This is a genomic window from Bacillus sp. FSL M8-0077 (assembly GCF_038050255.1).
Lineage (GTDB): Bacteria > Bacillota > Bacilli > Bacillales > Bacillaceae > Bacillus > Bacillus altitudinis.
Genome location: NZ_JBBPAF010000001.1, coordinates 3,472,139 through 3,495,046 on the forward strand (window position 1 = coordinate 3,472,139; position 22,908 = coordinate 3,495,046).

General features: G+C 40.3%; 27 protein-coding genes. 16 read left to right on the plus strand and 11 right to left on the minus strand.

The window, feature by feature from the left end; genetic code table 11:
* Positions 1–283: 283 nt before the first annotated feature.
* Positions 284–640, minus strand: coding sequence for a hypothetical protein (locus NST57_RS17965; RefSeq protein ID WP_008343305.1), 357 nt, complete (start codon positions 638–640; stop codon positions 284–286).
* A gap of 117 nt (positions 641–757) precedes the next feature.
* Here NST57_RS17965 and NST57_RS17970 point away from each other — a divergent pair, with 117 nt between their 5' ends.
* Complete coding sequence (locus tag NST57_RS17970) at positions 758–1,168, plus strand: YwpF-like family protein (RefSeq protein ID WP_003215215.1); 411 nt, start codon at positions 758–760, stop codon at positions 1,166–1,168.
* A gap of 223 nt (positions 1,169–1,391) precedes the next feature.
* Here NST57_RS17970 and mscL read toward each other — a convergent pair whose 3' ends face one another.
* Positions 1,392–1,787 carry a large conductance mechanosensitive channel protein MscL gene (gene mscL, locus NST57_RS17975; protein WP_007497563.1) on the minus strand — a complete coding sequence of 132 codons (396 nt, stop codon included), beginning with the start codon at positions 1,785–1,787 and terminating at the stop codon, positions 1,392–1,394.
* Positions 1,788–1,913: 126 nt separating this feature from the next.
* Positions 1,914–2,348: a 3-hydroxyacyl-ACP dehydratase FabZ gene (fabZ, locus tag NST57_RS17980; protein WP_007497564.1), complete on the minus strand. Its 435-nt coding sequence runs from the start codon at positions 2,346–2,348 to the stop codon at positions 1,914–1,916.
* Between the two features lie 219 nt (positions 2,349–2,567).
* Between fabZ and NST57_RS17985 the strand changes: the two genes are divergently transcribed.
* A complete protein-coding gene (locus NST57_RS17985) occupies positions 2,568–3,623 on the plus strand; it encodes a tetratricopeptide repeat protein (protein ID WP_142152936.1) in 1,056 nt (351 codons plus the stop codon).
* Between the two features lie 14 nt (positions 3,624–3,637).
* Here NST57_RS17985 and NST57_RS17990 read toward each other — a convergent pair whose 3' ends face one another.
* The 4 genes from NST57_RS17990 to spoIIID all read right to left on the minus strand — a co-directional run bounded on the left by NST57_RS17990 (position 3,638) and on the right by spoIIID (position 6,925).
* Positions 3,638–4,456: a flagellar hook-basal body complex protein gene (locus NST57_RS17990; protein ID WP_142152937.1), complete on the minus strand. Its 819-nt coding sequence runs from the start codon at positions 4,454–4,456 to the stop codon at positions 3,638–3,640.
* 29 nt (positions 4,457–4,485) lie between these two features.
* A complete protein-coding gene (locus NST57_RS17995; RefSeq protein WP_142152939.1) occupies positions 4,486–5,325 on the minus strand; it encodes a flagellar basal body protein in 840 nt (279 codons plus the stop codon).
* A gap of 134 nt (positions 5,326–5,459) precedes the next feature.
* Positions 5,460–6,461 carry a cell shape-determining protein Mbl gene (gene mbl / locus NST57_RS18000; protein ID WP_012011515.1) on the minus strand — a complete coding sequence of 334 codons (1,002 nt, stop codon included), beginning with the start codon at positions 6,459–6,461 and terminating at the stop codon, positions 5,460–5,462.
* A gap of 185 nt (positions 6,462–6,646) precedes the next feature.
* Positions 6,647–6,925, minus strand: a complete 279-nt coding sequence (gene spoIIID / locus NST57_RS18005; protein ID WP_008343327.1) for a sporulation transcriptional regulator SpoIIID — start codon at positions 6,923–6,925, stop codon at positions 6,647–6,649.
* A 347-nt stretch (positions 6,926–7,272) separates the two neighbouring features.
* On the opposite strand from spoIIID, the gene NST57_RS18010 reads away from it, so the two are divergent.
* From NST57_RS18010 to NST57_RS18020, 3 genes are all read left to right on the plus strand, one after another.
* Positions 7,273–7,686 (plus strand): MarR family winged helix-turn-helix transcriptional regulator, encoded by a 414-nt coding sequence (locus NST57_RS18010; RefSeq protein ID WP_008343328.1) that lies wholly within the window; start codon positions 7,273–7,275, stop codon positions 7,684–7,686.
* Between the two features lie 15 nt (positions 7,687–7,701).
* Entirely contained in the window at positions 7,702–8,889 is a 1,188-nt protein-coding gene (locus NST57_RS18015) for an MFS transporter (RefSeq protein ID WP_142152941.1), read from the plus strand.
* A gap of 109 nt (positions 8,890–8,998) precedes the next feature.
* Positions 8,999–9,598 (plus strand): undecaprenyl-diphosphatase, encoded by a 600-nt coding sequence (locus NST57_RS18020; protein WP_008343330.1) that lies wholly within the window; start codon positions 8,999–9,001, stop codon positions 9,596–9,598.
* 33 nt (positions 9,599–9,631) lie between these two features.
* On the opposite strand, the gene NST57_RS18025 is transcribed toward NST57_RS18020, so the two are convergent.
* Positions 9,632–11,023 carry an MFS transporter gene (locus tag NST57_RS18025; RefSeq protein ID WP_341299003.1) on the minus strand — a complete coding sequence of 464 codons (1,392 nt, stop codon included), beginning with the start codon at positions 11,021–11,023 and terminating at the stop codon, positions 9,632–9,634.
* 177 nt (positions 11,024–11,200) lie between these two features.
* Between NST57_RS18025 and NST57_RS18030 the strand changes: the two genes are divergently transcribed.
* The 5 genes from NST57_RS18030 to NST57_RS18050 all read left to right on the plus strand — a co-directional run bounded on the left by NST57_RS18030 (position 11,201) and on the right by NST57_RS18050 (position 15,326).
* The gene (locus NST57_RS18030) at positions 11,201–12,088 is read left to right on the plus strand and encodes a transporter substrate-binding domain-containing protein (RefSeq protein ID WP_341299004.1); all 888 of its coding nucleotides are present in this window, start codon (positions 11,201–11,203) and stop codon (positions 12,086–12,088) included.
* Between the two features lie 41 nt (positions 12,089–12,129).
* Entirely contained in the window at positions 12,130–12,807 is a 678-nt protein-coding gene (locus NST57_RS18035; protein ID WP_007497584.1) for an amino acid ABC transporter permease, read from the plus strand.
* A gap of 10 nt (positions 12,808–12,817) precedes the next feature.
* Positions 12,818–13,558: an ATP-binding cassette domain-containing protein gene (locus NST57_RS18040; protein WP_142152946.1), complete on the plus strand. Its 741-nt coding sequence runs from the start codon at positions 12,818–12,820 to the stop codon at positions 13,556–13,558.
* Between the two features lie 193 nt (positions 13,559–13,751).
* Complete coding sequence (locus tag NST57_RS18045) at positions 13,752–14,960, plus strand: ammonium transporter (protein WP_341299005.1); 1,209 nt, start codon at positions 13,752–13,754, stop codon at positions 14,958–14,960.
* A gap of 18 nt (positions 14,961–14,978) precedes the next feature.
* A complete protein-coding gene (locus tag NST57_RS18050; RefSeq protein WP_007497589.1) occupies positions 14,979–15,326 on the plus strand; it encodes a P-II family nitrogen regulator in 348 nt (115 codons plus the stop codon).
* An 86-nt stretch (positions 15,327–15,412) separates the two neighbouring features.
* Here the strand turns inward: NST57_RS18050 and NST57_RS18055 are convergent, their stop codons facing one another.
* Entirely contained in the window at positions 15,413–16,309 is an 897-nt protein-coding gene (locus tag NST57_RS18055) for a peptidoglycan DD-metalloendopeptidase family protein (protein ID WP_142152950.1), read from the minus strand.
* Positions 16,310–16,436: 127 nt separating this feature from the next.
* Between NST57_RS18055 and NST57_RS18060 the strand changes: the two genes are divergently transcribed.
* From NST57_RS18060 to rpsN, 5 genes are all read left to right on the plus strand, one after another.
* Positions 16,437–16,934: a GNAT family N-acetyltransferase gene (locus tag NST57_RS18060; protein ID WP_142152953.1), complete on the plus strand. Its 498-nt coding sequence runs from the start codon at positions 16,437–16,439 to the stop codon at positions 16,932–16,934.
* Positions 16,935–17,106: 172 nt separating this feature from the next.
* Entirely contained in the window at positions 17,107–17,529 is a 423-nt protein-coding gene (locus tag NST57_RS18065; protein ID WP_341299006.1) for a DUF5362 family protein, read from the plus strand.
* Positions 17,530–17,669: 140 nt separating this feature from the next.
* Positions 17,670–17,819, plus strand: a complete 150-nt coding sequence (gene rpmG, locus NST57_RS18070; RefSeq protein ID WP_003214771.1) for a 50S ribosomal protein L33 — start codon at positions 17,670–17,672, stop codon at positions 17,817–17,819.
* Positions 17,820–17,899: 80 nt separating this feature from the next.
* Entirely contained in the window at positions 17,900–19,096 is a 1,197-nt protein-coding gene (locus tag NST57_RS18075) for a GTP-binding protein (protein ID WP_142152957.1), read from the plus strand.
* 16 nt (positions 19,097–19,112) lie between these two features.
* Positions 19,113–19,382, plus strand: a complete 270-nt coding sequence (rpsN, locus tag NST57_RS18080) for a 30S ribosomal protein S14 (RefSeq protein WP_008343369.1) — start codon at positions 19,113–19,115, stop codon at positions 19,380–19,382.
* 253 nt (positions 19,383–19,635) lie between these two features.
* Here rpsN and moaA read toward each other — a convergent pair whose 3' ends face one another.
* Both moaA and fdhD read right to left on the minus strand, forming a co-directional pair.
* Complete coding sequence (gene moaA / locus NST57_RS18085) at positions 19,636–20,643, minus strand: GTP 3',8-cyclase MoaA (RefSeq protein WP_341299007.1); 1,008 nt, start codon at positions 20,641–20,643, stop codon at positions 19,636–19,638.
* Positions 20,644–20,653: 10 nt separating this feature from the next.
* Positions 20,654–21,442 carry a formate dehydrogenase accessory sulfurtransferase FdhD gene (gene fdhD / locus NST57_RS18090; RefSeq protein WP_017368202.1) on the minus strand — a complete coding sequence of 263 codons (789 nt, stop codon included), beginning with the start codon at positions 21,440–21,442 and terminating at the stop codon, positions 20,654–20,656.
* Between the two features lie 134 nt (positions 21,443–21,576).
* Between fdhD and NST57_RS18095 the strand changes: the two genes are divergently transcribed.
* A complete protein-coding gene (locus NST57_RS18095; protein ID WP_008343374.1) occupies positions 21,577–22,842 on the plus strand; it encodes an L-lactate MFS transporter in 1,266 nt (421 codons plus the stop codon).
* Positions 22,843–22,908 lie beyond the last annotated feature (66 nt).

Genomic DNA, 22,908 nt, shown 5'->3' on the forward strand with positions numbered 1-22,908 from the left:
TTATCAATGAATATAAGAGTACCCGGTCACGCTACATGACCGGATACACATAAGGGGATTCACAGGGGGACACATGACTGATACAAAGAAATCTTGGTTCTACTATTACGCAGTGAATATGTGTACAAGGCAAAGTCTATCATCTATAGCTAGAGGGGGGCTGCGAGATGCTAGACCTTTGCCTTTTGCCTCCTTTCCTTTCAGCTAACCCTAGTCTACTGAGAAATAGCACAAGAGACAAAAAACGAAAATGACAAAATCGTTCTTCAAATTCTTTATTTTCTCAATCATTTTTACTTTTTACCGCTTGCGTATAAAACATCATCTTATTTTGTTTGACGAAATACTTATTTTTCATAAATTGATAAAAAACATCTGAATGAATCCAATTACTAGAAGGCATGTGAATATAGTCAGACCCGTCCCACGCAAACCAATAAAAACAAAGCCTTCCATCATGAATGGACAATTGAAACTCGAAACAGTCCATTTGATCGTCTGTCACGTATTGAAAAGTGAGGGACTCCCCTTCTTCCATATACACATCACAAAATGAGAGAATGTCTCCCCATGTATAGACCCTCACATTGCTTTCCTTTTCCTCACCAATATGTATGTTTCGAAGTTGATAGGACTCCATAAAACATCTCCTTTCACTTATATGCAGCTAGTTCTGAGTAGGCAGCGGTTTCATTTATACAGATGTTGTATGCTATAATGATACTTACGAATAATGAACGCTTGTGAGGTGATAAATATGAAAACCTTTAGGCTGATTGATTTAAAAATCGAACTTGATCCAAAGCAAGATAAAATGTCCAGCATTCCCCTTCGTGACGGCTTAATCATTAATAAAGAAGATGGCGAAAACCACTGGATGATCGAGGCACTGATTCCAAAGAAGCATAGACAAGTGTTTGAGGTGCTCTTCCAGCAGCATACAGAAGTAAAGATTCTCGTGACGATTACAAAAGAAAACAACCGCCCTGTTCATCTATCTGTCCAAGTCAAAAACATCGTTGCCTTAGAAGAAAACATATCTGTATTACTCGACGGTAAAATGATCACAAATCGTTACAGAACAGAAACCGAAGAAGTACTTAAAGACCTCGTCAAAGAGGGGCTGTCAGGAGAAAAACTACTGGATGCTTTTAAACAGAACACATAAAAAAGAGCGGGATTAGCCGCTCTTAGATGGTTGACAAAGGGCTAAAATGAACTTTATTTTAGCCCTTTGTCTTCCTTTTCAGCGTGATAGAAAACCTTTGAAGTCTAGGAAGGGCGAGCACCGGAGCAGAGCGAATTTAATATTCGTGAGCACCGGAGCACAGCCCTGACAAAGAATGCGAGGGTTTGTCTACACGCTGAGAGCGGGATTAGCCGCTCTTTTTCTATTGCACATCTTTTGATTGGCTTTGATTTTTCAATAAATCTCTAATTTCGGTTAACAACACTTCCGTTTGATCTGGCGTTTCAACCACTTCTTCTTCCTCTACTTTTTTCCGTTTTAATTTATTTAAATAACGAATAAAGATAAAAATGGAAAACGAGATAATCAAGAAGTCAACCACTGTTTGAATGAAACTTCCATACAAAATTTGAGCAGAACCAATTTTAATAGACAATCCACTAAAATCATGCCCCCCAACAATAATACCAACAAGCGGCATAATTAAATCATTCACAAGAGAAGTGACAATTTTGCCAAATGCTCCCCCAATGATGACACCGACAGCCAGGTCAATCACATTCCCCTTGACGGCAAACTCTCTAAATTCTTTCAGCATTCTTTATCACCTTCATCTTTTTTTGTCTAATATGACGTTTTTTTGTCAAAAATGCAAGTCCTTATCCGTAGAAGCTGAATGTTTCCATATAAAAAACGGTTCATTCAAGATGAACCGTCAGACACATTACGATACTTTAGGACCGATAGAAAATGTCAGTTCTGCTTCACATGCCACTTCGCCATCTACTGTTGCAACTGCTTTTCCTTTGGCAACTGGACCACGAAGACGCGTGACTTCAACCTCTAAACGTAGCTGATCGCCGGGCTTGACCTGTCTTTTGAATCGGCAGCTGTCAATCCCTGCAAACAAACCAATTTTCCCTTTGTTCTCTTCTTTCCCTAACATGATGACCCCAAAAACTTGAGCAAGCGCTTCTACAATAAGCACACCCGGCATGACGGGATATCCTGGGAAGTGGCCATTAAAAAATTCTTCATTTACTGTGACATTTTTGATTCCAACCGCTCTTTTCTCACCATCAACTTCTAAAATACGGTCAACCAATAAAAATGGATAACGGTGTGGAATAATGTCTTGAATTTGCTGAGCATCAAGCATGTCTTGATCTCTCCTTCTTTTCTATATCGCTGATCTTCATTTGATTCCTATTGAAGTATATTATGAATGCAGTCATTTTTCAATGTTCAGCCAACATTTATGGTAAAAAATAGCATCTATCATTACCTATTGTCATGAAATATAATCCACTCTACACTCATCGTTTTTTCACAAATATGGTAATATATATTACATCATTGATTGAATAAGAGGGTAAAAATGAATTTTATAAGCGATAAATCCATTAAAAAACTTCTCCATTCGTGGTATACAATGCTAAAACATCGACATTTTTCGAAGGCTGAAGAGATCAAAACGTCCTTAACCAAATATAAACGTAGACTAGCAAGGAAACAGGAGCTTCATTTACATTATCAGCTTATGCTTTTTCGCCACCAGCTCTGGATGAACCAAACAGAAGAATTAGAAAAACTGAAGCATGAACTCATGCTCCACAAAGATCATATGAACGATCAACTGCAATATTATTTTTACTTCTTTCTCGGTTTATATGAATCTTTAAAGAGCGATCAAAATGATGCTATTCATTATCTTGAAAAAGCAGAAGAAAAACTGCCCCTGCTAGACGATGAACTGGAGGAAGCAGAGTTTCATTTCCGTACAAGTGGTGTTTATTATAACAACCGCTATTCACTGTTATCTATTCGACATGTTGAAAAAGCCATGGATATTTTTGCAAAGCACGGGGATATCCACAGCATTTATCGGTGCAAAATTGTGCTCGCACTTAACTTTAGTGACCAAAAAAAATATGAAGAAGCAGAAGCTATTTTTATTGAAATTATCGAATACGTGAAAATGATTGATGACCAAGAACTGCTTGGTATCGTGTATTATGACGCTGGTTTTATCAAGTCGAGACAAAACCGTCACAAGGAAGCACTAGAATACTTTAAAAAAGCGCTTCGGCTCCCGGCATACCAGAAATCTGCCCTTTCCTATGTATCGTGTCTCTATGAAACTGTGCGTTCCTGCTTTAAAGAGAATTTAACTGATGAAGGAATGAAGTATATTCAAAAAGGGCTAAAAGAAGCCGTTGATGCCCAATTTGATCTATTAAGAATCAAGTTCCAAATTTTATTCCTTCTCTACAGCGAAACGCCCAAAGCAGATGAACAGATTGCTACACTCGTCACATGTCTTGAACGAAAAGAAGCCTGGATTGATCTTGAAGATCTGCTTGCAGATGTCTCAGATTTTTATAAAAAAAAGGGCGACTTTGAGCGAGCCGCCTTTTTTATCATGAGAGGCTGACATCCGCCTGCTCATTATCGAATAGTATTAATGAGTCCTAGCATCTGATCGCCCATCGTAATGGTTCTTGAGTTCATCTGATACGAACGCTGTGTTGTCATGAGGTCTGTTAATTCTTTAGACATGTCCACATTCGACGTTTCAAGAGCACCTTGCTGAAGTTGAACGGCCTGACGGTTTGCCCCATTCAGTGCCGTTAAAGCGCCTTGATAGTTGCCGTCGACTGAGAACAAATTTTCTCCTTCAGAGATGAGTGCCGAAGAATTATTCACTTGAACAACCCCAAGATTCACCTGCTGATTCGGTTGATTACCTCGAGAAATAGCCGTAAGCCGGCCATTTTTATCAATAGAAATATCACGGAAATTTGCATTTAAGACAATCTCATTCCCATTTTCGTCAAGAATCGGATGGCCTTCGCTTGTCACCAGCTGGACTTGATTCTGATTATTGCCTGGCTGTAAATAAAGAGAGCCATCTCTTGTATACCGGATGTTACCGCCAGCATTGACCTGCAAATACTGAGATGGTGCACCAAATGCAACATCAAGGTCACGGCCTGTTTCTTTAATAGAACCTTGCAATGAGTTAATGGATGCATTGACCATCGTCCCAGTTCCAAGCCTTAAACCAGCAGGCGTCAGACGACTGTTTGCCACCTGCTCATTTTTTTCATCTACCTGATTAAACTGTTGTCTGACCAGCTCTGAAAAACGGGTGTTTTTCGCGCGATACCCTGTTGTTTCACTGTTGGCGATGTTATTACTAATGATATCAAGCTGCTTTTGCACCTCGTTCATCGACACAGCTGCATTGATCATCGTTCTAAGCATGAGAATCCTCCTCTCTCTTTCATTTCTTCTTAATACACTCTTCCGATTTCATTCACTGCTTTTTCTAAACTTTTATCATATGCCTGAACCACTTTTTGGTTTGTTTCAAATGCGCGGTAGGCTGTTGTCATTTCTGTATATGATTTCGTCACATCAACATTCGACAGCTCTGATACACCTTGGCTTAATGTATAGGACATTTGACCGTTATTGACCGCACTTGGAAGAGGCTGGTTATCAGCTGTACGATATAAATCATTTCCTTCACGCGCAAGGTTTCTTGTATCCATTGCAACACGTACATCAATTTGTCCAAGGTTTTGTCCATTTTCACTCACAGTTCCATCCGCGTTCACTTTGAAATTCTCACTTTGAACTGTAATCGGCTGGCCCGTCACAGAAAGAAGGGCACGTCCATTGATTGTCAGCTGATTTTGATCATTCAATGTAATGGAACTGCTTTTCGTATAACGAACGCCATCTGGTGTATTCACAGCATAAAAAAGTGCTGATTTTTGATTTGTCTCTGGGTTGATGGGTACATTATTTTCTACTAATGCGATATCAGTTGTTTGATCCGTTGTTTTTAATGTTCCTTGTGTAAATTGAGGAATCAATTCCTGCATGTATGTTCCCGTATTAATTCCGCCAATCGCCGTTTGCTGCGGGATACTAAAGCCTTTGCCTGAAGATGTTTGGAAACGTCCTGATTCCATTCGGCTTAGCAGCATTTCTGGAAATGCGCGCATGGCCCCTTCATCTGCTTTATAGCCTGGTGTATTCGCATTTGCGATATTATTTGAAAGCATTTCTGTCCGCCGCTCTTGAGCGATCATGGCAGATGTTGCGGTGTATAGTCCTTTTAACACGTGCTCACCTCATTCAAATTCTTTCACATGACCTAAAATCATCAGTACACAATCTTCTATGAAATATATCGGCATATTGGCAGGCTTCTTTAATAAAAATCCCCCATTCTTTCTAAAAAGAATGAGGGAAATCATTAGCTGAGTTTACGCTTTGGCAGCTTGTCCATATTATCAAGCATCACGCCAGTACCAACTGCTACACAATCCATTGGATTTTCTGCAACGAAAACTGGTACTTTCAGCTCTTCTGCAAGCAATTGATCAAGCCCGTTTAGAAGCGCTCCGCCACCAGTAATGATGACGCCGCGGTCAATGATATCAGCTGATAATTCAGGTGGTGTTCTCTCAAGAACTTGCTTCGCAGCCTGAACAATGGCAGATACAGATTCACGCAATGCTTCTTCTACTTCTTTGCTTGTGACGGTAATCGTTCTTGGTAATCCTGTCACCATGTCTCGTCCACGAATCGAGATCTCTTCGTGACGTGCGTCTGGGAATACCGTTGCAACTTGGATCTTAATGTCCTCTGCAGTTCGCTCACCGATCAACAGCTTGTACTCTTTTTTAATGTAATTGAGAATTTCCAGATCAAATTTGTCTCCAGCCATTTTAATAGAAGAGGCGGTTACAATGTCACCCATCGAGATGACAGCGATATCTGTCGTTCCGCCTCCAATATCTACGACCATGTTTCCACTTGGCTGAAAAATATCCATACCAGCACCAATAGCTGCTACTTTTGGCTCTTCTTCAAGAAATACATGCTTCCCGCCGCTTTTTTCAGCAGCTTCTTTGATCGCCTTCTGCTCAACAGATGTAATGTTTGTCGGGCAGCAGATGAGCATACGCGGCTTAGAGAACAGCCCTTTCACATTTAATGAGTTAATAAAATGCTTGAGCATCGCTTCAGTTACTTCAAAATCAGCAATTACGCCATCTTTTAATGGACGAATCGCAACAATATTCCCAGGCGTACGTCCAACCATACGTCTAGCCTCTTCTCCAACAGCCAAAACTTTCCCGCTGTTTTTGTCAAGAGCGACAACAGATGGTTCATTTAACACAATTCCTTTTCCTTTGACATGAATCAGTACATTGGCAGTACCAAGATCAATTCCAATATCCCTAGCAAACATCTATATATATCCTCCTTGAAAATCTGTTTCCATAGCAAATACCACATTCTGCCCTAATTATATATTCTATCATAATTTGCAGAAAAAAAGATATTTCTTTACAAAAGTCTTTACAAAATTTGTGGTTAGAAACTACCGATAAGAGGAAGATATATATATCATGTTTATGAACAAAGAACTAAAGCTTACTGTTTTACAGGCTCACCTTCTAAAATTTCTTCTTTTTTATACTTTAACTTTGTGGCTTCTCCCCCTCGCAGGTGGCGGATTGATTTATGATAATCCAGTATCTCCTTCACTTCGTTAGCCAGATCTGGATTAATTTCTGGCAGTCTTTCTGTTAGATCCTTGTGTACAGTACTTTTAGAGACTCCAAATTCTTTCGCAATTACACGAACGGTTTTCTTTGTCTCCACGATATACTTTCCTATCTTGATTGTTCGCTCTTTGATGTAATCGTGCACACCACTCGACCTCCCTAAAATGGATGTGAGAAGTGTGAAATGAGATCCGTATCAATATTATCCATTTTCAGCGGCGCTTGTTCGTCTTAATTTCTCATCCATTAGGTAGTAAATGCCAAACACGATCCCTCACCTCAAACACTCTCTTTGTCAGGTTTGTAACAGTGTATTAGCATTGCATAGGGAATATGCTAAAAATGAAGATGGGACAAGGGATTTATCAGAAAAGACAAAACAAAAAATCATTTCGAGTGGCGAAAATTTTCACTTTACAAGCATCGGTGTAACACGTAAAATAGGAAAGGTGATTTTATTTACCTAGATAAATAACGAATAAAGGTGAGCCTATGGATACGTTAAACAGAGAGTGTTTACATCAAATACATCAAAGCGCGCGGCTGCTGTCTAAAAAAGCGAACGAAGCGCTTGCTGCTTATGACTTGTACATGTCCCAGTGGACTGTACTTTTTTGTTTGGATACATTCGGTCCTAAAACGCAAAAAGACATTTGGACCTATTTGAACGTCGAAGCACCGACGATTACCAGAACCGTGACGCGTCTAGAAGCAAACGGCTGGGTGAAACGAGTCCAAGGAAAAGACAAACGTGAGAATCTCATCGTCATGACAGACGATGCAAAAGCAAAGTTTCAAAAAATCAAACAGACGATGGAACAATTTGAAGAAGAATGTCTTTCAGATTTTACCTACGAAGAAAAACAACTCCTCCATACACTTTTACACAAATTATCAACTGAATAGGAAGTGACATACACCATGAACGAACGCATTTGGACAAAAGACTTTATCATGATTGTCCTGGTGAATTTATTTACATTCACCTCTTTTTATGCCCTTTTGACCTTACTCCCCATTTATACAATGGATGAATTAAACGGGACAGAATCACAAGGCGGTCTCCTTGTGACGGTCTTCTTATTATCAGCAATTGTGACAAGACCATTTTCAGGGGCCGTTATTGAGAAATTCGGCAAGAAACGCATGGCGATTTTTTCTTCAACGGCTTTTGCCCTGCTCACTTATTTATACATTCCAATTGATCAATTCCAAACACTTCTCATGCTGCGTTTCGTGCAAGGAATCTTCTTCAGCATTTTGACAACCGTAGCAAGTGCCATTGCTGCTGATATGATTCCGAAACATAAACGAGGAGAGGGTCTTGGATACTTTGTCATGTCGATGAACCTTGCCGTGGTCATCGGTCCGTTTATCGCACTGAATCAAGTCGGAAAAGTCGGATTCCATTCTTTATTTCTTCTCTTTTCCATCATCGTCTCCATCGGCGCAGCTTTCACAATGCTGATTAGACAGCCAGAACCTGAAAACGGCGGAAGTGTCGTCTTTCGATTCACTTTTTCCCATCTGTTTGAAAAAGGCGCTTTAAAAACGGCAGCCGTAGGAATCATTATTTCCTTTTGTTACTCGCCGATCATTTCATTTATTTCAGTCTATGCCAATTCACTTCACCTGATGGGTGCAAGCAGTTATTTCTTCATTGTATTTGCAGCTGCGATGCTTGGATCACGTCCATTTACAGGTAGACTGTTTGACCGAGTCGGGCCTCATATTGTGATCTATCCATCGATTGCTCTCTTTGCGATTGGTTTATGGATGCTGACCGCTACCCAAACAGCCACCATGCTTCTTTTATCTGGCGCTGTCATCGGCCTTGGCTACGGCTCTTTGGTGCCATGTCTGCAAACACTTGCGATACAGCACTCACCAGCTCACCGTACAGGCTATGCCACAGCAACTTTCTTTACCCTGTATGATACAGGCATTGCCGCTGGGTCCTTTGTATTCGGACTGCTTGTCAGCTTCACAGATTTTTCAAATGTATATCTCATTGCTGGCGTTGTCGTATTACTCAGTATGGTCGTTTTTTATTGGAGCGAACGAAAACCGCAAGAAGCAAAAGCACAAAAGGTTTCCCTATCAGAATAGGATACTGTTTTAAACTTCACTGAAAACATGCTAAAATATAGGATATTTCAAATGAACAAGCAGGTCTTTTGAAAAATAGTTGGCGTTAAGCGAAAGTATAGGTGATGTTTTGAATTACGAATTGTTTAAAGTCATACACGGGATGGCTCATCATTCTGAGTTTTTAGATCAGGCCATGATTTTCATTACGAAAAAGGCCATTCTCGTATATGCCCTCGTCTTATTGATTTGCTGGTTTTTAGGTAATCACAAATTTAAGAAGCACGTCTTCTTTTCTGGTGTAACAGGCATCGTGGCACTCATCGTCAACTTTGCCATTACGCTATTTTATTATGAAGAGCGGCCGTTTGTGGCGCACAAAGTCGACACACTCATCCCGCACTCAGCAGACGCTTCCTTCCCAAGTGATCACACAACAGGTGCACTGGCTCTTTCACTAGCCATTCGATCCCGTAATAAAAAACTCGGCAATATTTTGCTAGTTTTTGGATTACTGACAGGGTTCTCCCGCATCTGGGTCGGTCATCATTATCCATTTGATGTATTAGGTAGCTTGATCGTATCGATTGTGGTTGTCTTTATCATGAATAAATTATGGAAGTTCTTTGACTCTCCAATTGACCGCATCGTAACATTTTACGAGAACATTGTGGGCAAAATTTTCAGAAGGAAGCAAAAGGACCAAGGGTCAGACCTGTCCAACTCTTAAGCGGCTTGCGATAAAGTATAGAAGTCCTCTCTTCTACTTTATCCCAGCCGCTTTTTTCATTGTTTGTTTCCCTCTGACCATACTCGAAAAATAAAGGCTGACGCTAATGCCGACAAGAGAAATCATGATCAATGTCCAGCCTAATTGCTCAAAATGAGAGCCAGCAATTTCTTCACCAAATAGCATGCCAAGCACGGCAGATGACAGAATGGAACCAAGGTACCGGCATGTTTGAAAAAGCCCAGAGGTCGTGCCAATCATTTGCTGAGGGCTCGCTTTTAACATCGCAGCTTGAAGCGCAACATTTCCAATCCCGTAACTGAGTCCAAGCAAAGCAAGAACCAGTCCTTTCCCCCATAATGGCGCAGGAATAAAAAAGAAAGTCATTGCGGAAGCGCCGGCCAGCATCAGCACAGCACTTGCCAAAACAGGATGACGTTCATCGCCGCGATCTACCCACTTGCCAGTCAGTGGTGATACCATAATGCTCACTCCAGACATGCAGAGCATAAAGAGACCTGTCATCTCCACACGCCAGCCCAATTCATCCTGAAAATAACTTGGCAAGCCAAAAAAGAGACAATAGAAGAAAATATTTAAAATGATAAATTGCACATACACAAGTGAAAGACGTTTCTCCTGCCTGAACATCCGAATTTGGATAAATGGCTCATCCACTTGATGCTCCCACCATATAAAAGCACCCGCACTCACAAGACAGAGAATGCCCTGTACATACTGAATACCATCAGATAGTGATAATAAAAAAGAAAGCAAAAGGACAATACAAACTGTAAATAGCAACATCCCTGGCAAATCAAGCTTTCGGACAGTGTCTCCGAAGCGCATTTTTTTCTTCTTCTCCTTAGGAAATAAGGAAAGGCCAAGAATAAAACTGATCAATATAAAGGGCAGATTCACTAAAAAAATCGCCGGCCAGCTGCCGATCGTCATCAAAAACCCGCCAAGTGTCGGCCCGAGTGCTGTCATCGCTGAAGCAAAGATGGACAATACCGCTAAAGCAGAAGCCTGTCGTTCCTTCACATGATCCCGAATCAGTCCAACACCTGAAGGATAGATCGCGCTGCTTCCAATCGCCTGAAGAAGCCGAATCACAATCAGCACAGCAAATGTCGGAGCGAACGGTGCACAAACGGCTGAAACTCCCACTAAAACAAGTCCAAATAAAAAGAGTGTTCTCCGGCTCATCACATGATCTCCAATTCGTCCGCTCACCGGCTGTGTGACCGCGCTAGCTAAATAAAAAGACGAAATAAGCCAAGATACCGTCGTAAATGACAAACCGAATTCATGCTGAATTTGATGCAAGGCCAAAGAAATCATTGAGGAATTCAAAGGATTTAACATCGTCCCAAAAGCAATCGCAGTTAAAAAGACTTTTCGGTTGTCCCTCCACTTCTTCATACACCGACCCCCTCTTTGTGTTCTGACATGTTTTTTGCCAATCCTTCCGTTATTATGAGATTCATTTCCCTTTTTTACCCTTAGCAATTCAAGTTCTCTCTTGGAAAAGCAAGACATACATTCTAAAAAGGGCGAGTGTTGGAAAAACACATATAAAATTGAGAATATGAGGAACAAATGGTAAGATGCTACACATATTTAAAAGCCTACTTTCTCCTTATATGGAGAACGGCTGAAAAGGAGGAGAAACTTATTATTAAGAAAAGACGGTTTTGGGTCCCAGCCCTTTTCTCGGTTGCAGTATTACTTCTGTCTTCGTGCGGTTCAAATGAAACAAATGGGAACGGAGATAAACGTAATTCTACAGCGAAAGGGTCGCCAATTTTGGAGGATGGAAAATTTATATTTGCAGCATCAGGTGAATTTCACCCATTCAGTTACATGGATGGAAATCAGATGTCAGGTTTTGATATCGATGTAGGCAATGCGATTAGTGACAAACTAGGCCTCGAGCCTGTACAGAAAAAATATAAATTCGCAGGCATCGTCGAAGGCGTCAAAGCAGGCAAATTCGATGCGGCAGTGGCAAGTCATACCATCAACGAGGAACGAAAAAAACACGTCCTTTTTTCTCAACCGTATTACTACTCCGGTCCACAAATCTTCACAAGACCCGGCGCAAACATTCACAGTGCAGATGACTTAAAAGACAAGGAAATCGCTGTCTCTAAAGGTTCGTCCTATGCGGATATTGCCAAAGAACATAGCGGGCAGGAACCAAAATATTACGACAGTGATGTTGTCGCTTTAGAAGCACTAGCCAACGGCAAACACGATGCGGTCGTCACTGATTTTGCCACAGGTGCAGAAGCCATGAAGAAAAAACTTAAAATTGAAGCACAAGAAAGACTCGGGCAAAGTGAGCAAGCAATCGCTGTCTCTAAAGACAATAAAGAACTCATGAAAGAGATCAATGATGCGATTGATGCACTCAAAAAAGACGGAACATTAAGACAAATTAGCGAAAAGTATTTTGACGAAGATATTAACGTCAAACAGGATTAAAACCACGATTGTGCGCCTTTCTCTAGGCGCACTTTCTTCAAATGGAGATGATTGTTTTGCCTACCTTATCACACTTTTTTCAAACGCTGATTGATTCTAGAGGCGTTTTCTTAGAAGGAATGCTGCTCACCTTACAACTCACTGTCATCAGTATTTTCATCGGCATGTTCATCGGGCTTTTCTTTGCCTTACTAAAAATATCCCGCGTAGCCGTTTTCGGTTATATCGCAAATGCCTATATCTTCCTTGTACGCGGGACACCACTCATTGTGCAGATTTTTATCCTGTATTTTGGGCTTACAGAATTAAATATACCCGACTTTTGGGCAGCCTCTATTGCGCTTGCCTTCCATAACGGTGCCTATATAGCAGAAATATTTAGAGGTGCGATTCAATCAATCGATCAAGGTCAAAAAGAAGCAGGACGTTCTCTTGGCATGGGGCGATTTCTAACCATGAGACGTATCATTCTCCCGCAAGCGATGCGGCGTGCCCTTCCCCCTCTCGGCAATCAGTTTATTATCGGCTTAAAAGATTCATCACTTGCCGCCTTCATCAGCGTCAATGAACTCTTTAACATAGCCACCACTCAAGGTTCCAACAGTTTTGACAACATGACGTACTTACTTGTCGTGGCTGTCTATTACTTAGTTCTTGTCCTGCTGTTAACATTCGCTGTGCAAACCGTTGAGAAGAAACTTTCAGTCAGTGATCATTAGGAGGAGAAGCATGACAGAATCAAAAGAGATCATTCGTGTTGAAAAACTGAATAAATACTTTGGAGAGCTGCATGTCTTAAAAGATATCGACCTCACTGTATATGAAAATGATGTCGTCGTCTTAATTGGTGCAAGCGGCTCTGGGAAAAGCACCTTGCTCCGTTGTATGAATTTTTTAGAAATAAAAAATGACGGTCAAATCATCATTGATGACAGTCCCGTTCATCCAAAACGAGATCAATTAAATGAAATGAGGCAGAAAATAGGCATGGTGTTTCAGCATTTTAATCTCTTTCCACACAAAACCGTGCTCGAAAACATCATCGAAGCACCAGTCATGGTGAAAAAAACAAAGAAAGCACAAGCAATAACTGAAGCCAATGTCTTATTAGAGAAAGTCGGACTAGCGGATAAAGCAAAAGTGTACCCTTCAAAGCTATCAGGTGGTCAAAAGCAGCGCGTTGCCATCGCACGAGCTCTCGCCATGAAGCCCGATGTCATGTTATTTGACGAGCCTACTTCTGCACTGGACCCAGAGCTTGTAGGCGAAGTGCTGCAAACCATGAAAAGTCTTGCCAAAGAAGGCATGACAATGGTCATCGTCACTCATGAAATGGGTTTTGCAAAAGAAGTAGCTGACCGAGTTGTTTATATGCATGAAGGACGAATCGTCGAACAAGGTACCCCATTAGAATTATTTGATTCTCCTCAAGAGGAGCGAACCAAATTGTTTCTCAGTTCGATTTTATAGGTCAAACGCCCTTTATTTTTCGTGGTTCGTGCACGTTTATTCTCATTTTTTACGAACTTTTCATCCATTTATATTGATAATGACCAAAAAACCATGTTAGATAAACTTACATGAATATGTTATATATGACTTTTCTCTCTATAATGAAGAATTAAGAAATCTATTAATTCTGAATGATTCGGGGGAATGCAGCATGCAAATGGATGATACAGTATTTATGTTCTTCTGCACACTACTCGTGTGGTTAATGACACCAGGTTTAGCCTTATTCTACGGAGGACTTGTGAGAAGTAAAAACGTGTTAAGTACGACAATGCACAGCTTAACCTCATTAGCCATTGTCTCTATCGTCTGGATCGTGTTTGGCTATTCACTGGCCTTTGCGCCAGGCAATGCATGGATCGGAGGCTTTGACTGGGTTGGACTAAAAGGCGTTGGCTTTGAACCTGGTTCATATAGTGATACGATTCCACATTCATTGTTCATGATGTTCCAAATGACCTTTGCCGTCCTCACAACAGCCATCATCTCTGGTGCCTTCGCTGAACGTATTCGTTACTCAGCAGTGGTCGTGTTTACACTCCTCTGGGTCACATTTGTATACGCTCCAGTCGCACACTGGGTTTGGGGCGGCGGCTGGATTGGAGAAATGGGAGCACTTGACTTCGCCGGCGGAAACGTCGTCCACATTTCATCCGGTGTGGCTGGTCTAGTCGTAGCCATTGTTCTCGGAAAACGAAAAGAAGCGGCAAGTTCTTCTCCGCATAACTTGATCTACACACTTCTTGGCGGAGCTGTGATTTGGTTTGGCTGGTTTGGATTCAATGTGGGAAGTGCCCTCACATTAGATAGTGTCGCCATGTATGCCTTCATTAACACCAATACAGCAGCTGCTGCAGGAATCATCGGCTGGCTGTTAGTCGAATGGATGATCAACAAAAAACCAACGATGCTAGGTGCCATCTCTGGAGCTATTGCAGGCCTAGTAGCGATTACACCTGCCGCAGGCTTTGTCACACCTTTTGCTTCGATTATCATCGGAATCATCGGCGGGATCGTTTGTTTCTGGGGCGTCTATTCACTCAAAGCAAAGTTCGGCTATGACGATGCACTAGATGCATTCGGTCTGCACGGAATCGGCGGTACGTGGGGAGGCATTGCTACAGGCCTTTTCGCCACTACATCTGTCAATGATGGCGGAGCCAATGGCTTATTTTACGGCGATCCAAGCTTACTTTGGAAGCAAATTGTTGCCATCGTGGCCACTTACGTCTTTGTTGCAGTTGTCACATACGTGATCATCAAAGTCGTCAACATCTTCTTCAAGATTCGCGCAACTGAAGAAGAAGAATCAGTCGGTCTTGATTTAACCATGCACGGCGAAAAAGCATATCAAGATTAAAGAAAAAGGGGTGTCTCTATGAGCAAAATGTATAAAGTGGAGATTGTCACACGTCCAGCTAATTTTGAAACATTAAAGGTGGAGCTTGGAAAGATTGGTGTCACCTCGATTACCTTTTCCAATGTACACGGCTGTGGTTTACAAAAGGGACATACAGAACTATACCGCGGCGTCAAAAAGGAAAGCAATGTGTACGAACGTTTAAAGATCGAAATCGTCTTAAGCAAAGTACCTGTTGAACAGGTTGTGGAAACAGCACAGAAAGTACTGCGTACAGGCGAACCAGGGGATGGGAAAATTTTCATATATGAAATAGAGAACACCATTAATATCCGTACAGGTGAAGAAGGACCTGCCGCCTTATAACACATCCTCCGCCATATGGCGGAGGGTTTTTTAAAGACAGAAAAAAACCTCTGTGCATTTATCTACACAGAGGATCTGACATGACATTAAGATTGTTTTGTTTCTTCTGACTGACTACGGTCTTTAGAGGAATCTGAAGACTTTTCTTGATCAGAGGATTTCTCCTTCTCATCAGACTTATCTTCAGATTTTTCTTCAACAGGCTCTTTTGCCTTATCTTCGGTAGCAGGTTCTTTCGTTTTTTCATCAGCTTTTGGCTGAGCAGGTTCTTTTGCTTCTTCCGTCACTTCTTGCGCTGCTTTTTCAATGGAAGAAACAGGCTTATCAATGAAGCTAAGTGGATTAAGCGCTAAACCTTCCATACGAATTTCAAAGTGAACATGGTTGCCGCTTTCAGCACCATATAGATTCTTACCAGAAGCACCGATGACATCATTCTGTTTCACTTCATCGCCTTCTTTTACACTCACTTGAGACAACGATTGATAAACAGTAGACAATCCATCTTCATGTTCAATTTCAACAACATGACCGAGAACTGGATCTTTTTTCGCCTGAACGACTGTTCCACTAAGAGCAGCTGTGACATCAAACACTTTGCCATCTTTATCTGCAAGATCAATACCTTTGCTCAAGGTATAGGTGTTATTATAGTTTACAAGTGCTGCTTCTTTTTCTTTTTGATCAGCATCTGCTTCATAGAACTTTTTCACGACAGAAACATTCTCAGAATTCTGGACCGGCATAGCAACATTTTCAATTGGCTTTCCAACTTCAACGGCATCATCACGCTGTTCTTGTCCTGTTTGATTTCCATCAGATAGTTGGTCTTTCACATCTTTTGATACAGATTGATACCAAAGAACGGCTGTTAACACGACCGCTGCGCTGACCAAGTAAATAGCAGGGAATACCCAGCGCTTACGGAAAAATTGCTGAACTTTTGTGATTTTGGAAGTACGTTTCTTTTCTTCCTCTCTCATTTTTCATCACCTCAGCAACATTCTGAACACTTTTCAAAAAATATATACACACGAAATCATTTTTCTTTTTATTTTGCGCAATCGCATCAATAATATGTATGATGAATGAAAAAAGATGGGGGTACATATGGTGAAAACTTTCAACCGCATGGCAACAGAAGATGACCTCAAAGCGATCGTCGATATCTACAATTCAACGATTGCTTCCAGAGAAGTAACGGCCGATACAGAACCTGTTACAGTAGAAGACCGCCGTCAGTGGTTTTTGAATCATTCAGAGAAACGTCCTCTCTATGTGAAAACAGATGAGGAAGGAAATATCTACGGCTGGCTCAGTTTTGAAACGTTTTACGGCAGACCTGCATACAACGGTACTGTTGAAATGAGTATTTACTTGAACCAAAACTATCGAGGAAAAGGTTTAGGGTCACTATTCTTACAAGAGGCGCTCGAATTGGCACCCTCATTAGGCATCCGAACGTTACTTGCCTTTATTTTCGGCCACAACGAAGCCAGCATCAAATTATTTAAGAAGCACGGCTTTGAGACTTGGGGACATTTGCCACGCATCGCAGAAATGGACGGCAATCGGTACGACTTAGATATTTTAGGGAAAGAGTTATAAACTGAGCGTCTCTTGAGAAAGAGACACTTCAGATTGATAGTTCGAAAATCATTTAATTATCATAAAAAGTAAATAAATGATGAAAAAAGATCAATTGATCAACATTCACTCTTCCTAAAGTACTACATGCTCCAGTATGATAAAGAATGAGTACATAAAGGAGTGAACACAATTGCAACAAACTGCGAAAATCATTCAATCTCTTCATTCAATAACAAAGTGGGGAAAGGTTGGGAGCATCTTTCTCTATATTTCAGGTGGTCTATCCATCCTCAGTGGGTTTTGGCTTGTTCTTCCTGCTGCCATTGGCGTTTTTCTCATCATGATGGGAATACATGTCCAAAAATCCGTGAAAGCAGCTGAACAATTGATTCAAGCGCCTGATACTTCTTACGAAGAATTATTGGAACAATATGCTAAGATGATGAAAATGCAAACACTGTTTGCGATTTCAAGTATCGCCGCCGTTATTCTCTCATTCATCGCGATTGTTTTAATGTTTATACTAGGTGGACTAGCCTTTCTCCAAGAACTCCCTACCGATGTCCAACAGTACGAAGATTATTACGAAGAAGAACTTGGTGACTTTTATTAATAGAAAGGGGTATCAATGAAATAGGATACCCCTTTTTTATTTGAGTTGGCATAGACTTGATAATAAACTTGACAATCAGCCTTTATCATTTTAAAATACAAATCGTAATCATTACGAAATAAAGGAGGATTATAGCAATTATGCGCGTGAAAATCACCTTAGCCTGTACTGAAACAGGTGACAGAAACTATATCACTACAAAAAATAAACGAACGAACCCAGACAGATTGGAGTTAAAAAAATATTCTCCACGATTAAAGAAATACACCCTTCATCGGGAAACAAAATAATTTTTAAGATTTAAATCGTAATCATTACTATATAAGTGAGGCGGCATACAAAATGAGCATGTTCAAAAGGACTAAATTAAATGGATAAGAGAGTACCTGTCACAGTCTTAAGCGGCTTTTTAGGAGCAGGAAAAACCACGATATTAAATCATGTTCTTCAGAATCGTAAAGGGCTAAAAGTAGCTGTTATTGTCAATGACATGAGTGAAATAAACATTGATGCGGAATTAATTAAGCAAGGCGGCGAACTCTCTCGATCAGATGAGAAACTGGTTGAACTATCTAATGGGTGTATTTGTTGCACATTGAGAGAAGATTTATTAATTGAAGTAGAACGCCTTTGTAAGGCTGGGAATATCGATTATATTGTCATTGAATCTACAGGTATTAGTGAACCAATTCCTGTCGCTCAAACTTTCTCTTACATTGATGAAGAAATGGGCATTGATTTGACACGTTTTTGCAGATTAGACACGATGGTAACGGTGGTAGATGCAAACCGTTTCTGGACAGATTTCCAGTCAGGAGAAAGTTTATTGGATCGTAAAGAAGCAGTTTCAGATGATGATGAACGAGAGATTTCCGATTTACTTATTGATCAAATTGAATTTTGTGATGTGCTCATTATCAATAAATGTGATCTTGTATCGGCATCAGAACTAGATCGGCTTGAGCACGTGCTAACCAAACTTCAACCAGAAGCAGCCATTATTAGAACCTCTAAAGGTATCGTACAGCCTAGTGATATTTTGAATACTGGTTTATTCGATTTTGAAAAATCCAGTGCTTCTGCGGGCTGGATCAAAGAGATCAATGCTGGCCACTCTCAGCATATGCCTGAAACAGAAGAATACCAAATCTCATCTTTTGTTTATGAAAGAAGGCTTCCTTTTCATACGGGCAGACTGAATGCATGGTTAGATCAAATGCCAGAGCAGATCGTTCGAGCGAAAGGATTTACATGGCTAGCGACACATCATGATTTAACCATTTTGATTTCACAAGCCGGAAAATCTGTTGCAATTGAACCAATCGCATACTGGATTGCTGCCTTACCTGAGCAAGAACGATCACGGATCTTAAATCAAGAACCAGAAATTCTAGATGAGTGGGATGCAGAGTTTGGTGATCGACATACAAAACTTGTCTTTATCGGTGTAGATTTACCTAAAGCAGATATTATTCGTACACTAGATCAATGCTTACTCACACCTGAAGAATTTGATCAAGATTGGACAACGTTTGAAGACCCCTTTCAATGGAACATACACACTTAAACCAGGAGGGTTTTAAATGGCAAAGAAATCAAAAATAGCAAAAGAAAAAAAGCGGCAGCAGCTAGTTTTGAAATATGCACAATTAAGGAAAGAGTTAAAAGAAAAAGGTGACTATGAAGCTTTGCAGAAACTACCTAGAGACTCTTCACCCACTCGCTTAAAAAACCGCTGTGAATTAACTGGCCGTCCTAGAGGTTACTTGAGAAAATTTAAAATGTCTCGAATTGCCTTTCGTGAACTTGCCTATAAAGGACAGATTCCAGGAGTGAAAAAATCGAGTTGGTAAAGATTGATTTGATCTTAGCATAGTTCCTGTTAATGTAAAGCAGGACAAAATGAATAAAAATCCTTTTTTCATCCTTACTCCGTCAATTTTGAGGTACAAAATACCATTTTAAAAAACAGCAGAATCTCTGCTGTTTTTTTATGGGGATGAGCTTATAGGAAAGATCGCCCTGATTTTAAAAGAAGATTTTCAACAGTGATTATAGCATTTTCTCTTCTTTTCAAAAATCAATGATCATGATACTTTGTTGTCATTACCCGCCGATGTAGGACATCTCAACTTTTTTCTGATCTTTCTTTTGCTCTCTCTCAGCTGAATATTGATCCTGTCTGTTTGACCAAAGTTCCTTCAATATGTTCACTAGATATTCATCATTTTCTGAATTACGGATGACTCGTCTCAGATCAAAACCCGATGATGCAAAAAGACAGGTGAATAATTCGCCACATGCAGATAGTCTAGCTCTATTACACGATCCACAAAAAGCATCTGAAACGGAAGAAATAATGCCAATCTCTCCTGACCCATCCTCATAAAAATAACGCTTGGCTACTTCACCTTGATATCGAGGGGGTTCTGGTTTGATAGGGTATTTTGAATGAATTAGCTCCATAATCTCTTTTTTCGTCAATACATGCTTGAGATTCCATTTGTTCGTATTGCCAACATCCATGAATTCAATAAATCGTAGAATGTGTCCTTCTTTTTTAAAATAGGCTGCCATTGGTAAGATATCTTGATCATTCACACCTTTTTGGACAACCATATTGATCTTAATCGCAAGTCCAGCTTTTTTTGCAGCCTCTATCCCATCAAATACTTTTTGGATAGAAATGTGTCTTCCATTCATCTGCTTAAAACGATCTGGATTTAAAGAATCTAAACTAATGGTGACTCTATTCAGACCTGCTTTCTGTAGCTTATCTGCGTACAACGGTAACAGCGTTCCATTGGTTGTCATCGCGATGTCTTCAATACCTGGAATTTTTGCGAGTTTTTCTATCAAAACGGGCAAATCTTTACGCATTAAAGGTTCACCGCCCGTAATACGTAATTTCACCACACCTAATTCCTTTGCAAAAAGCGCAGCAAGTCGTTCAATTTCCTCGAAGCTAAGCAGCTCTTCTTTATCTAAAAAAGGATAATCTGGTCCAAAGATTTCAGCAGGCATACAGTACGTACATCTAAAATTACAGCGATCTGTTACGGATATTCTTAAATCGCGCAATGGTCGATGTCTTTTATCCAAAATACTGACCATACTTAGCCTCCTATTCTGTAATACGCTGATGATGAGTATAGATATTAAAAGATTCTCCTCTTACGAATCCAACTGTTGTTATATTTAATTCTTCTGCCATTTTCAGTGCTAACTCAGTAGGAGCTGATTTTGATATGACGATTGATACCCCTAATTTTGCTGCCTTCAACAGAACTTCAGACGATATCCGGCCGCTAAATACAAGGATTTTATCTCTCAGTGGGATTTTATGAAGTAAACAATATCCATAGATTTTATCCAACGCATTATGCCGTCCTATATCCGTCCTAGTGATGAATAGCTTTTCTGTATCACATAGTCCAGCATTATGGACACCACCAGTATGTTGAAATAACTGACTTTCCTCCTGTAAACATTTCATTAAATGAATACAAGTTTCAGCAGAAATGCTGATTCGGTCAATTGCTGTTTTTGCCGTCTTCACATCTTGGAGAAAATAAAAATGTCTTCCTTTCCCGCAGCAAGATCCGATCACTCGTTTTGTAAAATCTGAGGATTGGAACTGAGTTGAGTGATGTAAGTCAACATATGCAAAACCCATACTTTCATCTATTGTAAACCTTTTAATCTCTTTTTCAAATCGAATGACTCCTTCTGAAGCTAAAAAGCCGATCACCAATTCTTTCAAATGATCCGGTGAACATACGAGTGTGACAAACTCTTCACCATTCACCAGCACGGTTAAAGGGAATTCTTCTACAACTTCATCTGTTTTACATGTCATTTGACCTCTGCGATATTGGTGTATGCGTCGTTTCGTTTTAACAGAAGGATTCATGATCTGATCTTCCTTTCAACACAAATTTAGTTATATGAACCAGACGAATTGTGATATTATTTTAAAAAGTCATAAAAATGTAACATATTTCTATCTTATCAAACTTTTTGTTTGCTTTATATGGAGGGAACACAATGAACAAAACAAAAAACCGTTGGCTGATCGCTACAAGTGCTGTGGGGATTCATTTATCTATCGGATCTGTTTATGCATGGAGTGTTTTTACGAATCCTTTACATCAAACCTTTCAATGGTCATTAACAGAAATAAGCCTGACATTTAGCATCGCTATTTTATTTTTAGGTTTATCGGCTGCCTTTATGGGGCATTTCGTTGAAAAGTATGGGCCGAGGGCATCAGGGCTCTTCTCAGCTATTTTCTTCGGCATTGGGATGACTGGATCAGGGTTTGCTGTTCACATGTCTTCATTACCTCTCCTCTATTTATTTTATGGTGTACTCGCTGGAATCGGATTAGGTGTAGGCTATATTGCACCAGTTTCAACATTAGTCAAATGGTTTCCAGATCGAAGAGGACTCGCAACGGGTTTAGCCATTATGGGTTTTGGATTTGCTTCTCTGATTTGCAGTCCCATTATTCAATTTCTCATTGAAAAAGTTGATATTGCAAATACCTTCTATATTCTCGGAATCTCTTATTTTATCATCATGGTCGTTTCATCTCTTTATTTATCACCACCAACACCTGATGATGTCAAACAATTTAACGTGCTAAAAACAAGCCAAAGGAAAATTCCTCAAGATTTATCACAGCTCACAGCAAATGAAGCCATTAAAACACGGCGTTTTTATTATTTGTGGGTCATGCTCTTTATTAATATCACATGCGGAATTGCCATTATTTCTGTAGCATCACCGCTTGCTCAAGAAAGTGTTGGTTTCACAGCCGGTGCAGCAGCTACTCTTGTTGGAATTTTAGGTGCCTTTAATGGGCTAGGACGGATCGGATGGGCGTCTTTCTCTGATTATATTGGAAGGCCAAATACGTATACGATTTTCTTTACTATACAGCTTATTGCTTTTCCCTTACTTCCCTACTTAAAAGATCCGCTCATCTTTTCAATCGTGATGGCGATCATTTATACATGCTATGGAGGAGGGTTTGCTTCAATTCCAGCCTATATCGGAGATTTATTTGGTACGAAGCAGCTAGGTGCCATACACGGTTATATTCTCACCGCTTGGGCCGCTGCTGGTTTAGCAGGACCTTTATTTTCCTCCTTTATTCGTGACATTACAGGCAATTACACACAAAGTCTCATGGTCTTCTCTGGCCTATTTTTCATTGCGTTTATCATATCTCTTCTCATTCGGAAGGATATTAAACAACTTCGTGAATCAAATCTTACTGCTCCTTCTTCTGTCACGGTCCGCTCTTAATATGAATTTGACAGAATGACAATCTACAGATAATTTTTAGATATAAAAACGCTTTACAAAGTAATA